Source organism: Alteromonas sp. G5_S2_22_S1 (genome assembly GCF_054968525.1).
In genome coordinates, this window is the sequence record NZ_JBQKUJ010000032.1 from 1 (window position 1) to 13,998 (window position 13,998).

Genomic DNA, 13,998 nt, shown 5'->3' on the forward strand with positions numbered 1-13,998 from the left:
GTTACGCATCAGTATAGCTAACGTTTCATCGCGAAGGCGGTGTTCAAAGTGCTCTGCACGGCTTTTCACAGTTTCCTTGGTGCTGCAATGAACACGCTTAACCTTGTCAGCAAATGAAACCTGAAACTTCGTAAACCAGAATTTGGAATTACTCTTTTTATAAACCATCAACATTGCTCCTCTAAAAATATCAACATTAATGATTTAAAAGCTAAATAATAGAACTAGTTCGCTGCCGCCTTTTCATTCACGTTCAGCGCACCTTGAGTGATGTCTAGGTGCCCATAAACTGTAGCGGCCATTTTAGTGCTCGCTAAGCCAAAAAGCTGCTGAATATCTTCAAATTTTCCGCCCTCAAGTAGAATCTGATAGGCTCGATTGTGACGGAAATGATGAAATCTAAAGGTCTTATCAATCCCTGCCTTTTCCAAAGCGGCCTCCCATCTCGTCATATCAAACTCAATTGTTGCTCCTGTATTATCCAGCGCAAACAAATTGTCATGCGTAATATTGTTTTTCCTACGATATTCTAACTGGCGCTCTATAACCTCCCTAAGGGCTTTCGTTACATGAATCGTGATGAGCCTGCTTCCTTTGGCGTGACGAGCAGGAATTTTTATGAAGCTGCTGTTCCTTATTGTTGAGTCTTCAATATCGCTGAGCTTCATACTCGAAGTACAAATATGGTTGAGTGTATTGCCTTTCCTTGCACCAGAGTAAAACGCAAAAGTGAGTAGGTTTGCTTCAGTAGCGCATCGAGCATATTCGTCGCGGAAGTTAGTAAATTGCTCAGTAGACAATTCAATTAACTCACGTTTACCTGATTGGAAAGAACACACTTTGATATTTTCATTTATAAGACGCTTCGCAAATAGTTCGTCATATACAGCTCTTAATTCGATTAAATACTTGTTTCTGGTACTGTCTTGCTTACCGTTCAAAACAATTGCATCGTTAATCTCTTCGACTAATTCTTGGGAAAAATTTCGGAGATCGGTGGTAGCGAACATGTAGTTAAAAAAAGCGAGTTTTCTTGATCTTTGCTCAACTTGTTTAGTAGACGACTTCTTATCACGAACTGCTCTTTTGGCCTTTCGATAAACCTCATTCCACAAATCAAAATTCTGCTCTTGAAAGTGTTCGAGATAAGAGAAGTCGATATCTAGCAGAGATAACTTCTCTTTCAAACTTGCTGCTGCGAGTTTGACCGCTTCTTTGTGGTCGCTGCTGTTCAGCCTTTCTCGCAAGTTGAACTTATTTTCCCTAAACAAGTTAGCAAGCTCATCCGCACTCCTCAAATCCATTCTCTTCTTTTGAGGATCTTTATTATTTACGTTGACTACGTTCACTTTAAAATATTCGATGAAACTTCTCGCCAAGCAAAATTCTTTATCTGACAAAGACCATTCATCTAAAAGAGATGAAAGCTCCTCTTTATTACGTGCAAGCAAATGATTCAAGCGTGAAAAAGCTCGCTTATTGTTTGTATCAGTAAACTGAAATTGCTTTATACGTCCTGGTAGAGGAGTAGGTAGTTGGGACGCTTCTTTTGGTTCAAACGCTACTTCTGAGAACTCCGCTGCCTTATTTGAGTCGTCTATTTTGTTGTGTGAGCTATTATCGGCGCTGGAAATACAATCAACTGTTGAGGTCTCAGCTACGTGATTATCACTTTTACTTTCCTGAAGATGCTCGCAATTGTCGAGCGATTCGCAAAACGAAGATAAGCCACGCAAGTTGAAGAAATATTTGTTGAGACTCTTTGAGTATCGATGAGCTATTAAACCATCGTTAGCTAACGCAATCACTTCATGTTCTGAAAGTAAGAGAAACTGCGCAGCCTCTTTGAGGCCCATTGGACGAATTGAAGCATCTGCGACTGTTGTCTTAGGTATTTCTTGTCGAACAGCACCAGCAGCAACACTCGGGATATACCCAAGTGTTTCCGGCTTGTGAGACTGTTGCGATTGAAACAATGTTGCTACCTAATTCATGATTTGATAGCAGTGTAATCGATGTAGAATTTCCAAAAGCACGTAAATTTTTTGTCTGTAGCTCTAGGCGAAAAAAAGAGCCAACTTTTCAGTTGGCTCAGTATTGCTACAGTTGTTCAATAAAACGTGAAACTGTGCAGTTAAAAAGATAGTGAAAGTGCGCTAGCAAGCCTTTTGTCATCACGTGGTGCGTTACTTCGTCTTGAAAATACTTCAACACGCCAAAATGCATTGTTACGTACACACCAGTTAAAGTTTTGGCCTCCTCTGGGAGTGTATCCATAAGGGCATGGCTTATGATGATAAACTCAGTTTGTGATACGTAATTTCGAACATAGTAAATATATGAGTCATTATTCTCATATAGTGCAATACAGTCTTCATCATCTGAGAAAAAGTGCGTAGACCTTTCAACCACTTTCAAGTTTGTCATGTCCTATCTCCATCATTTAAGTCTTATAGGGAAATAAGCTACGCGCACGGAAATTTTTCGTTTACGCGAACTACTTAGTCATGAAACCTATTAAATTAAGGAATTTTATGACAACCAATAACACTTACCTGTGCTCCGCTGTTATCTCTGACATTTTTGGCTCACTAGCTAACGCGTTTCTCTTGTTTAGAGATGAAATAGACGGTGCGCAGTATAGAAATAACCAACACATCGAAGATTCGATAATGAAAGTAGTATTGCAAAATCAGGTGATTACTGACCCTTCGTATTTGCCTTTGATTCGAGAGCTTGTTGGTGTAGTAGTGAGTGAACCTTTGTTATATGCAGAGTGGACAGAGGACGATTTCGAATTCTTTTCAGAACAAATGAAGTTTGACTTCGACGACATTAGCGAAGATTTTCCCGACTAGGAGCTTAGTTACTTCTGAGTACAAATAGGAGTAACAATATGCAAGACAAAAAGCCAAGTATCATTCGAAAATATAAGAGGCAGTCGAGATCTCCTTTTGCAGGTGATGATTCAACTATATTGCTTTTAGCAAATTTAGAAATTGAAGATGAGGACTTACGGCTTGATTTCCAGCGATATATTTACTTACATCGCAGTGAAACAGGCCAATGGCTGGGGATATCGCTAAGTTCTTCGTTAATTGATGAATTATCTGATGACAAAGGTAAATACCGAAATCACCGCGAAGCGCTGACTGTTCTACTGAGATATCACGAAGAGATTCGTGCCTTTCTTAAACACTTCTCGGATGAAATAGAGTCAGTTTTTGGTATCGATGCTGAAACGTGGATGATTGCGTGTAAAGCTCGGTGGAGAAAACTTACTCTTAAATACTAATAGCCTCCTTGCGGAGGCTTTTTCAAATACAAGGCACTCGGAATATCGCGGTCTTTCCCGCTGTCAGCCAGTCACTTTTGGATTTTACCTCTCTATCAATACCCCTAATCGCATTAATATCCTTGTAAAAAGCCAATATCTTCGAACCGATTGTATCGGGGAGTGAAGATTAAAGCCTGGTTGCGGGTGTTACCAAACCCACCGCCCGCTGGGGTTATGACTACATTTTTGAAATTGACCAATGACTGGTTGATAGCTTTTTAAGAGATATTGTGTCTCCCGCTTTAACCCCATATTTCTGTACAAGTGCTTTTAGGGCAGTCCTATTGCGAAAACGGTGATACGTACTGCATACATCGCTATCGAAGGTTTCGCCATCACCTATATCAAGCAGCAACATATGTCCATGCTGATCCTCACCACTTGCGCCAATATACCGACTCTCAAATTTGTCTAGATTGCCTCTTAGGTTTATGTAGCCGTTTTTGATAGCGCCTCGTGTAAGAGTAATAAGTATGTTCATTTTTAGTTCCTGCTTATGTGTTGTGTTGATATTGGTATTTAAATACTCTTGCGGCGGCGTTGCTAAAAAAGGTGTAATTTGTGCTTGGGCTTTAAAATCAATCGGATGGAATAAGTTGGTCTACAAAAAATCCACAAATGTAGAGATGTCCGCACTTAAACAAAAGTTAGCTTTCGTCGATGAAAGTTACGTTGTGGCAAGCGATGTCCGTAAAATTACCCAAATAGAAAACAATAAATGGATTGAAGATAGTGTTTTATCTAGTGAGGACAGAAGGGCAATTATCAAAAAACAGAGAGAAATAAAAAGGAGCTTGGGACGTCGAATAGGGCGTGTCGTACATGCTGAGTACGAAGAATTAGAGCAAAAAATTATCGATGCAGACAGCAAGATAAGCGCTTTAAATAACATTTATAAGCGAGTAAAGCCGCTCTCCGAAAAAACAATATTACAGTTTAACCATCGTTACGATGGATTGATTGAAACGTTTTTCGAAGCGCTAACTGAATCTGAGCGTTTGCAATTTAAGGTACTTGTTGATGGTGACTTAGTTAATTTTGGTGAGTCACAAAAGTTTCTATCGCCGACTGTTCTTAATACGAAGCTTAAACCCTACTTCAGTTCTCCTAAATTTTCGATTGAAGAGGTTATTTGCTTTCTAGAAGATTTAATTCGAAAAAATGAATTGGCAGAGAAGCAATCTGTTCAACACTCTCAGAGAGACAGAGCTGCACTAGCAGCTTACAAGATAAGAAAAACAAAACACGCTCTACAAATTGTCAAAAGAATCGAGCACCTCAATAACGTATATGGCAAACAACTTAAAGGTGTGAAGACTTTTATAAAGACTGAAAAGGGGGAGCTGCCTTGGCCTAAATATTTGGTGGGTAACTTCAAGCCCTGTTCTTATAGCGGAATTTCAAGTTTCAACGCCATATTGAACAGTAATACAGTAGCGCTTCCGCATATAAACGAAGTTCCATTGCTCCAATTTGGGAGCATGTTTTTGTTCAGTACAGATATATCGATATTTTTTGATACAAGGAAGGCGTTATCAGCTCACGAATTTAATAAGTTTCGAGCTTTTAGTCATTATGAATCCAGGCTGAGTAAAGAGTATCCAGTGAAGAATTCTATAGGCTTTCCTTATTCATATTTCAAGATTTGAGCGAGGTAACCTTTGAGCATAAATCAGAGGCGCGATGAGTGACGTGGAGGTTGAATAAAAGTAATGCTAACTTGCGGATATAATTATTAAATTCGAACACACTGTATTCAGTAAAATCTTAATCAAGATTAAACTTTAGTATATAGTGTGAGCAGTAGATGGGTAGACAAGGAAAGTTGTATGGTATTTACGAGTAATTTTGAATTTCTTAAAGCACACGGTGTTTGGTTTTATAACCTCGCCGCAAGTGCTGAACGCAACTTCTCCTCTGATCCTAATACAACTCTTATCAAAATGCGCCAACTCGGCGAAGCCATTGCCCAAAATATTGCAGCCCGTGTGGGCGTTGAGTATGGCAACGATATCAAGCAAGTAGATTTACTTCGCGATATAGATTACTCACTTAGATTAGATGACAACGTTCGAGGCGCTTTTCATACTTTAAGAAAGTTAGGGAATACAGCAACCCACGAGTTTGATAGTAGCAGCCACCGCGACGCCCTGAAGTCGATGATGGTAGGTCACGCGCTTTCCATGTGGTTTCACAGCACATTTGGGGGAGACAAGGCCAAAGGCTTTAAAGTTTCCAAGTTTGTAAAACCTGAAGATCCCTCCGCTTACGTTAGAGAAATAGAAGAGCAATTAGAACAACTCAAAATTGAATCTCAACGCACATCAGACCGCATAAAAATTGCTGAAAAGCTTAGTCAAATTGAGCATGAAAAAGCCGAGGCTGAACGCCTTCGTGCAGAGCGAATGGCTGAAGAGCGTGAGATATGGGAACAATTGGCGCATGAGCAAGAAGAAGCGCTTGCCAATTATCGCGCTGAAGTTGAGCATGAAAACAAAGTCAACTTTGACCATTTCAAAGCGCAACCAAAAGAGCAGCAAGCCGCTGAGCTTCAGCGCATTGAAAAGTCCCACTTTGAAATGGATGAAGCGGAAACCCGTGTCATCATTGACCAGCAACTTATTGATGCTGGCTGGGAAGCTGATACAGAGAACTTACGCTATTCAAAAGGCGCTCGGCCAGAACCCAATAAAAACCGTGCTATTGCCGAGTGGCCCACAGATTCTGGGCCAGCTGATTACGCGCTCTTTATCGGCACAACGCTGGTAGCTGTTGTCGAAGCAAAGAAAAATGCGAAGAACGTATATGGCGCTATCGACCAGGCCAAACGCTATGCAAAAGGTATTGCATCGTTAACTGGTGATATTGAAGTGACAGAATACGGCGAGTTTAAGGTGCCGCTTACTTTCGCAACCAATGGCCGCGCGTATTTAAAACAATTGGAGCAAGAAAGCGGAATCTGGTTTTTAGACGTTCGCGACACCACTAATCGCCGCAAAGCGTTGAAAGGCTGGTACTCCCCTCAAGAAATCAAAACGTATTTGCGCCAAACACCCCAAAAAGCCAACGCGCAACTAGATGACATGGGTTTTGAATACGAACTTCAGTTACGTGACTATCAGAAGCAGGCCATTCTCAGCGTAGAGCAGGCCATTAAAGATGAGAAAGAGCGTGCGCTTGTAGCGATGGCAACCGGAACAGGTAAAACAAAAACCTGTATTGCGCTGGTATACCGTCTTTTGAAAGCAGAGCGTTTTCGCCGAATTCTATTCTTGGTAGACCGTAGCGCTTTGGGCGTTCAGGCCACTGTCGATTTTGGTGAAGTGCGCATGGAAAACCTTAATACGTTCGCAGATACCTTTGACGTACTGGGAATGGAGCCAGAAAAAAATCCCAAACCAACGCCAGATGACGACACAAAAGTTCACGTGGCTACAGTACAGGGTTTGGTTAAGCGTATCATGTACCCATCAGAAGATGCCTCTAGGCCAGGAGTAGGGCAGTATGATTGCATTGTTGTGGATGAGTGCCACCGTGGTTACCTGTTAGACCGAGAGCTGAGTGAAACAGAAGTAAAGTTTAGAGACCAGCAAGACTACGTGTCTAAATACCGTGCTGTAATAGACTACTTCGATGCATTTAAAATTGGGTTAACAGCAACGCCTGCCATACATACTACCGATATCTTTGGCGACCCTGTATTCTCTTATAGCTATACCGAAGCGGTAATTGATGGCTATCTGGTTGACCATCTTCCCCCTGTAAGAATTCATACCAAACTCAACACCGATGGTATTCACTATAACGTGAATGAGGAAGTACAGGTTTACGACCCACAAACTAATCAACTTGAACTTATTCACACACCCGATGAACTCGATTTTGATGTTGCACAGTTCAACAGAAAAGTAATAGCGCCAGAGTTTACCAAGGCGATAGCGAAGTGGCTGATAGAAAGTGATTCAATCGACCCTTATTCTCAGGAAAAAACTCTCATCTTTTGTGTAACCGACAAACATGCTGATGAGATGGTAGAGGCGCTTAAAGACGCATGTGAGCATTATCATGGGGCAGTTGACGATGACGCTATCATGAAAATAACAGGTGCATCCGATAAACCTCTCCAGCTTATCCGGCGTTATAAGAATGACCGTCTCCCTAATATTGTAGTCACGGTAGACCTGCTGACTACCGGAGTGGACGTACCCTCTATCTGCAACCTTGTTTTTATGCGCCGTGTGAATAGTCGCATTCTCTACGAGCAGATGCTGGGTCGTGCTACACGTCGCTGTGACGACATCGCTAAAGAGCGGTTTCGAATCTACGATGCTGTAGACATATACAAGCAGCTCGAAAAAGTGAACACCATGAAGCCCGTGGTCACGAACGTAGACATTACCTTTAGCAAACTAGAAAGCGAGATTAAAGAGGGTAAAGACAGCAAACTTCAGGAACTCGCGAAAGACCAGTTTTTGAGTAAGCTTCAAAGTAAGAAGCGCTACCTTACTGAAACCCAGCAAAGCGAATTCGAACGCATTGTTGGAAAGCCGCCTCAGGAGTTTGCTCAAGAGTTAAAAGCAAAGCCAGTGCAGGAAGTAGCAGACTGGTTTTTAAATAACCCAGGCTTAGGCGAGCTGCTCGATATGAAAGTAAAAGGCACGGGTGGTTTTAATCGAATTGTGGTTTCTGAGCATGAAGACGAAGTGCTCGATACCTCGACAGGTTATGGCAGCGGCCAGAAGCCAGAAGACTACCTAACTGCTTTTAACGACTTCGTTAATGCCAATAGCAATAGAATGGTTGCTATTCAAACAGTCATTCAACGCCCTTGGGAATTAACCCGTGAAAGCTTGAAACAATTAGCATTAGAGCTTGAAAAAAACGAGTTTAGAGAAGAAGATCTTAAGGCGGCATGGAAAGAAGTACGAAACGAAGATATCGCTGCCAGAATCATTGGTTACATTCGCCAAGCCGCTATAGGTGAAGCCCTTATCCCATACGAAGAACGAGTAGATAGAGCATTAGATAGAATACTTGCAAGCCAGCCGTGGAAAACACCGCAGCGGGATTGGTTAAGCACCATTGCCAAACAAATGAAAGCTAACATTATCGTTGATGAAGCCAACTTGAATGAAGGTATTTTCAAGCAACGGCTAGGTGGAATCAATCGCGCCAACAAACTCTTCGACCAGCCTATTACCGACATCCTCTCCCAGTTTAATCGTGCATTGTGGGTGAACGATGATGACGGCGGCTACACAGATGATAAAGCAACGGCCTAATTTCAGGCTGTGTAACGAACCAAATAAGAGACAGTAGTATGAGTACACAAGATTTAATCAGTAAGTTATGGAACCTCTGTCACGTATTGCGCGACGACGGCGTAACTTACCATGAGTATCTGAACGAACTAACTTACCTAATTTTCCTGAAAATGGTTGAAGAGACGGGACAGGATAATCTCATTCCTGAAAATTATCGCTGGAGCGATATTGAAAACTTCAATGCTGCGACACGTTTAGAAGAATACAAAAAGCTACTTATTCACCTTGGTTCACATGGCTCGTTAATTACAAAAGCGATTTTTGCTGATGCAGCAACATGTATTCGCAAACCCGCAACATTAAATAAGTTGGTAACCGAAATCGACAAGCTTGACTGGTACTCAGCAAAAGTAGAAGGCTTGGGCGACATGTACGAGGGCTTGCTGGAAATTAACGCAAGTGAGAAGAAGTCTGGGGCAGGCCAATACTTCACACCAAGGGTGCTTATCGATGCTATGGTAGAGCTAATGCGCCCAACTCTGGATGATGTTGTTGTAGACCCAACAGCAGGCACAGGCGGGTTTATCATCGCTGCGCATAAATATTTGGAAGAACACAACGACATCTCAAGCCTTTCGGAAACAGCTTACGACAAGTACCAGCATAAAACCTTCTTCGGCATGGAATTAGTACCCGATACACGCCGCTTGGCAATGATGAACCTAATGCTGCACGACTTAGCGATTGACGATGACAACGCAGGCGTACTGTATGGCGATACCTTATCAAACGAAGGTAAAGCCTTACCCAAAGCCTCGCTTATTCTAGCCAATCCGCCTTTTGGCACAAAGCAGGGCGGTGGCGTACCAACCCGTGACGACTTGGTACATTACACCAGTAATAAGCAGTTGGCCTTTCTTCATGCCATGTACCAAACCATGCTTAAGCCTGGTGGTCGAGTAGCAGTAGTGCTGCCTGATAACGTATTGTTTGAAGGCTCTACAGGGCGCAAGATACGTAACGATTTGATGGAAAAATGTAATCTGCATACCATCCTTCGTTTGCCGACAGGGATTTTTTACGCGGCGGGCGTAAAAACCAACGTGCTGTTCTTCGACAAGCCAAAAGATGTGAATCAAGACACAGCTAACACCAAAAATGTGTGGGTTTACGATATGCGAGCGAACATGCCGCAGTTTGGCAAACGCACAGTCTTAACCAAAGCTCATTTCGATGAATTTTATGAGGCAGTAGGCAGCGACCTTACTCAGGTTGATGAGGCACAGCGACAAGCGTTTATCGACAATCATCAAAACGGCAGTGATGTGGGTGATGTAGATACCTGTCGCCTCCGTAAATTCACTCGCGAAGAAATCGCAGCGAAAGAAGACTCTTTAGATTTGGCTTGGATTCGTGATGATAGCGTTGAAGATGCATCTAAACTGCCTGAACCAGATGTGCTGATTAACGAAGCCATTGAAGAGTTGGCGGGGGCGATTACTGATTTGCAGTCAATTTTGGTTGAGTTGGATGTGGCAGAGGCTTCGGAAGAGGTTGTGCTATGAGTTTTGTGCCGAAAGGTTGGTCAGTAAAAACTTTTGGAGAAGTATTGTCGTTAATAACGAATGGTATGAATGGCAAGCAAAATAAAGAGGGTAATGGTATACCCTTATCCAGAATTGAAACGATAGCTGACCAGCGCGTCGATTTATCACGCGTAGGCTTTCTCGCTGAATATGATGAAGGCAAAATTGACAAATATCGCCTTGAAGAAGGAGATATCCTTTTCAGTCATATCAACAGCCCAATCCATTTAGGTAAAACGGCGCTAGTCTCTGCTGATATTGTTTTATATCATGGAGTCAACTTGTTGAGGCTAAAATGTGAAAAGAGCGTAGATCCTCGATTTTTTAACTACTACTGTAAATATCTACGAGCATTAGGTGAGTTTTCGAAGAATGCTCAACATGCTGTTAATCAGTCCTCCATAAATCAGAAGAAACTAAAAGCGTTCGAGCTAGTAGCGCCTTCTCTAGAAGAACAAAAACGTATCGCAGACAAACTCGATAGCGTGCTCGCGAAAGTCGAAGCCGCACAGGCCCGCCTCGATAAAATCCCTGCCATCTTGAAACGCTTCCGCCAGTCTGTGCTTGCAGCTGCAACTTCGGGGGAGTTGACGAAGGAGTGGAGGGATGATGAACCTAATGAAGAAACAGCTATTACTCTTCTCGCAAAACTGCAAGACATGAGAAAAGATTTATACATTGATGAGATTACTAGAGGTAACAAAGAAACTAAGCGTTTATCAGCTAAAGTAAAAAATCACTCTCCTGTGCTTCCTACTTCGCGCTTGCCTAACGGATGGGCTTGGACTTCTTTTATGTCGTCCATGTTGAAAGTTGTAGATTGTCACAACAAAACGGCTCCCTATATCGAAAGTGGGATACCCCTCATAAGAACTACAGATATCAGAGATGGAGTCATTTCTTTAAAGGGGGCAAAGTTTATTAGTCAAGAAACATATGAATTTTGGGCTAGAAGGTGTCCTCCGGAGCCAGGTGATATCATATTTACTAGGGAAGCACCTATGGGGGAGGCGGGTGTAGTGCCTGATGATACAAGATTGTGCATGGGACAACGAATGATGTTGTTGAGGCCTGCACCTGAATATGTCTTAGCAAAGTATGTTGTTTTTAATACGTTATCGCTTGATTTTAAGGAAAGAATGAACAGGCAGGCGATTGGTTCAGGTGTTAAGCATTTACGGGTTGCCGATGTAGAAGCTCTGACTTTCCCATTACCTCCATTAAAAGAACAAAAAGAAATAGTTCGGAGAATTGAAAAGCTTTTTGAAGAAGCTTCTTTGGTAGAAAATCAATATAACGCAGCTAAAGCTCGATTAGATAACCTTACTCAGTCAATACTCGCTAGAGCATTTAAAGGTGAGTTACTAACAAAACCTGTTGAGTCAGAAATCACCGAAATTGAAAACTCAGTTGAGGCGCTAAATGCGTGAGCTTGGGATCTGTAAACACACAGGCAGAGTTTATGAAGGAATTTCGGGTTCAGGCATACCTGTTGAAGGTCGTTCAAACCTGTTCCCTATAGCCTTTCACGAACTAAATATTGATGCTCCTACTCACAGCATTGATGGTTTCTCTCCTCTACTCTTTCGAGAAGACAGCTTCGACCCTATTACTAAAATTCGGCGTGGCCGAGTGGTTAAGCTGTCCACTGAAACGCAGCCAAAGGTCTGGCGAGTACACGATCAAATTAGAAAAGACTTAAAGTTAGTTGGTTGGGCAAGCGGCGCTGCGCAAGAAACCGAACTCTTTACCTACCAGCGTTCACCACTGAACGAGTTAAGAGGACTTTCAAAGTTTCCAAATGTCACAATTGGTGAGGCTCCACATCATAGTATCTGGAGTATTCTTTCGATTGAAAAACAATACGATGAAGCGCTATTGCTAACGCTTAAAGCAGTCAGAAGCTTAGGCGTTGTACCGGACGTAAACTTCAATAAATACTCTGCGCCTGCAAGAAAAGAATTAAAGCGTGCTCTGGAGCAAGTTGAAGTTAGCGCCAATAAACTATCGCCAAAAGATACCGTAGATAGGTGCCGAGATGCTTTGAGTATTGTGTTTGGTGATTTAGCCGACAACTTAACGCTAGATTTAGGCCAAGGAATTAATAAATACCTTGAACGCAATAAAGTAAATGACCCAAAACGTGATGGTCAGGATTTAATTTCTAAAAATGCTGATATTGTTCGCGTACTTCACTCGCGTGGCAAACCAAATGAAAGCCATAAACACAGCACCAGGTCGATAGACGAAGAAGACGCCAATCTTGCTCTGAATTGTCTATGGTTTGTGTTGACTGAACTGGATGCTCGGTAATGGCAAATGAAAAACAGCCCGTCCAGCATGAGTTGCCGCTTTTTGAGATTGATGAAGAAAACCTAAAGAAGCTAAAAAGTCACAACCCCCAATCGTTAGATGAAAGTGACTTTTCCAAATATATCGTGTACGTGGATGAAAGTGGTGATCACAGCCTCCAGAGTATTGATGAAAACTATCCCATCTTCGTTCTAGCATTTTGTGTATTTCACAAACGCCACTACAGTGAAGTGATTGTTCCTGCGTTAGAGAAATTTAAGTTCAACCACTTCGGCCATGACCAAGTGGTGCTTCACGAAAACGAAATTAGGCGACGAAAGGGCGCGTTCAATATATTTAAAGGCAAAGAGCATCATCAGCATTTTTTGAACGAGCTGACTGAAATAATCGAGGTCGGTAATTTCATCTTGATAAGCGCCACTATAGATAAACGAGAGTTACGCTCGAACCCTGACGATAATGCTTATCACATAGCATTGGGTATGTGTATGGAAGCGCTACACGGTTTTCTTGCGGAGAAAGGCCAGAGCGAAAAGAAAACACACATAGTTGTTGAATGCAGAGGTGATAAAGAGGATCGAGATTTAGAGCTAGAATTTCGTCGTATCTGTGATGGTAACAATAAACAAAATCTGCAACTTCCCTATGAAATAATCTTCTCTGACAAAAAAGTTATGTCCTCAGGGTTACAACTAGCAGACCTAGTTGCGCGACCTATAGGGCTTCATACACTTCGTCCAGAACAAAACAACAGAGCTTTCGATATTCTTCGAGAAAAGTTTTACTGCGAAGGAGGAAGGGACAGCTTAGGAACTGCTTTTAAAGGCGTTGGGATGAGAATTTATCCTAGTCCAAAAAGCGAAAAACCCCGATGAATCCACCGAGGTTTTGACGCCGACCGAGAATGCTCAATCCACTTGCTGCATAGTATGGTATCTGTAACCATTTTAGTCAATGGCAATGGTTCTGAAAAAGGAACTTTTATATTTCCCTAGGCTAGACGCTATTGAATAATGAAGCCTAAATCATACTGACGAGGAATGCTCACGACCACTTCGCTAAATGCTATCACCAGCCGTCCTAGCGGCTGGATCAATGATTGGAAGCCCACACAAGGAAATCCAGCAGTTGCTGTAAATCACGTAACGTGAGATTAACTGTGTAGAAGAGCCAGGGCTAGGCACTCTGGTTTGGTTATAGTCACGAATGCGCTGGTTGTAATCATGGTTGATACTAGCAGAGCTAAAAAATAGAAAGCAGGCGTTTTAATGCCTGCTTTTTCTTTTGTGCAAAAAATTTCCCTCTAGCAAGCCTAGATATCTTTAGGACTAACTAAGGATATCAATATGCAGATCACAAAAGAGATAGCGTTTAACACACTTATTAAATTTTCAAAAAATAGCATGACACTAGGGTATATATTCCTCGCGTTTGCACTGTTTCCATTTTGGCATGAGATAGTCGCTGTATTGCTAGATTGGAAGCCTGCTGCTGAAGC

General features: G+C 42.1%; 11 protein-coding genes. 8 read left to right on the forward strand and 3 right to left on the reverse strand.

The genetic code is table 11. From position 1 onward, the window contains the following. Nucleotides 1-224: 224 nt before the first annotated feature. The gene (locus ACTRWF_RS19345) at nt 225-1,976 is read right to left on the reverse strand and encodes a tyrosine-type recombinase/integrase (RefSeq protein WP_462836066.1); all 1,752 of its coding nucleotides are present in this window, start codon (nt 1,974-1,976) and stop codon (nt 225-227) included. A gap of 124 nt (nt 1,977-2,100) precedes the next feature. Beyond that, on the reverse strand, nt 2,101-2,427 hold the full coding sequence (locus ACTRWF_RS19350) for a hypothetical protein (protein WP_462836067.1): 327 nt from the start codon (nt 2,425-2,427) through the stop codon (nt 2,101-2,103). Nucleotides 2,428-2,534: 107 nt separating this feature from the next. On the opposite strand from ACTRWF_RS19350, the gene ACTRWF_RS19355 reads away from it, so the two are divergent. Together ACTRWF_RS19355 and ACTRWF_RS19360 are read left to right on the forward strand one after the other, a co-directional pair. Beyond that, a complete protein-coding gene (locus tag ACTRWF_RS19355; RefSeq protein WP_462836068.1) occupies nt 2,535-2,858 on the forward strand; it encodes a hypothetical protein in 324 nt (107 codons plus the stop codon). Nucleotides 2,859-2,896: 38 nt separating this feature from the next. Beyond that, nucleotides 2,897-3,295: a hypothetical protein gene (locus ACTRWF_RS19360; protein WP_462836069.1), complete on the forward strand. Its 399-nt coding sequence runs from the start codon at nt 2,897-2,899 to the stop codon at nt 3,293-3,295. 220 nt (nt 3,296-3,515) lie between these two features. On the opposite strand, the gene ACTRWF_RS19365 is transcribed toward ACTRWF_RS19360, so the two are convergent. Continuing rightward, on the reverse strand, nt 3,516-3,818 hold the full coding sequence (locus ACTRWF_RS19365; protein WP_462836070.1) for a hypothetical protein: 303 nt from the start codon (nt 3,816-3,818) through the stop codon (nt 3,516-3,518). Between ACTRWF_RS19365 and ACTRWF_RS19370 the strand changes: the two genes are divergently transcribed. The 6 genes from ACTRWF_RS19370 (at nt 3,811) to ACTRWF_RS19395 (ending at nt 13,375) form a co-directional block, all read left to right on the forward strand. Beyond that, on the forward strand, nt 3,811-4,986 hold the full coding sequence (locus tag ACTRWF_RS19370) for a hypothetical protein (RefSeq protein WP_462836071.1): 1,176 nt from the start codon (nt 3,811-3,813) through the stop codon (nt 4,984-4,986). The genes ACTRWF_RS19365 and ACTRWF_RS19370 overlap by 8 nt on opposite strands. A gap of 180 nt (nt 4,987-5,166) precedes the next feature. Further along, entirely contained in the window at nt 5,167-8,619 is a 3,453-nt protein-coding gene (hsdR, locus tag ACTRWF_RS19375) for a type I restriction-modification system endonuclease (protein ID WP_462836072.1), read from the forward strand. A gap of 38 nt (nt 8,620-8,657) precedes the next feature. Next, nucleotides 8,658-10,166 (forward strand): N-6 DNA methylase, encoded by a 1,509-nt coding sequence (locus tag ACTRWF_RS19380; protein ID WP_462836073.1) that lies wholly within the window; start codon nt 8,658-8,660, stop codon nt 10,164-10,166. After that, nucleotides 10,163-11,617 (forward strand): restriction endonuclease subunit S, encoded by a 1,455-nt coding sequence (locus ACTRWF_RS19385; protein ID WP_462836074.1) that lies wholly within the window; start codon nt 10,163-10,165, stop codon nt 11,615-11,617. The genes ACTRWF_RS19380 and ACTRWF_RS19385 overlap by 4 nt, the downstream gene beginning before the upstream one ends. Then, the gene (locus tag ACTRWF_RS19390) at nt 11,610-12,500 is read left to right on the forward strand and encodes a hypothetical protein (RefSeq protein WP_462836075.1); all 891 of its coding nucleotides are present in this window, start codon (nt 11,610-11,612) and stop codon (nt 12,498-12,500) included. Before ACTRWF_RS19385 ends, ACTRWF_RS19390 begins: the two co-directional genes overlap by 8 nt. Beyond that, nucleotides 12,500-13,375 carry a DUF3800 domain-containing protein gene (locus tag ACTRWF_RS19395; protein ID WP_462836076.1) on the forward strand — a complete coding sequence of 292 codons (876 nt, stop codon included), beginning with the start codon at nt 12,500-12,502 and terminating at the stop codon, nt 13,373-13,375. The genes ACTRWF_RS19390 and ACTRWF_RS19395 overlap by 1 nt, the downstream gene beginning before the upstream one ends. Nucleotides 13,376-13,998: the final 623 nt, after the last annotated feature.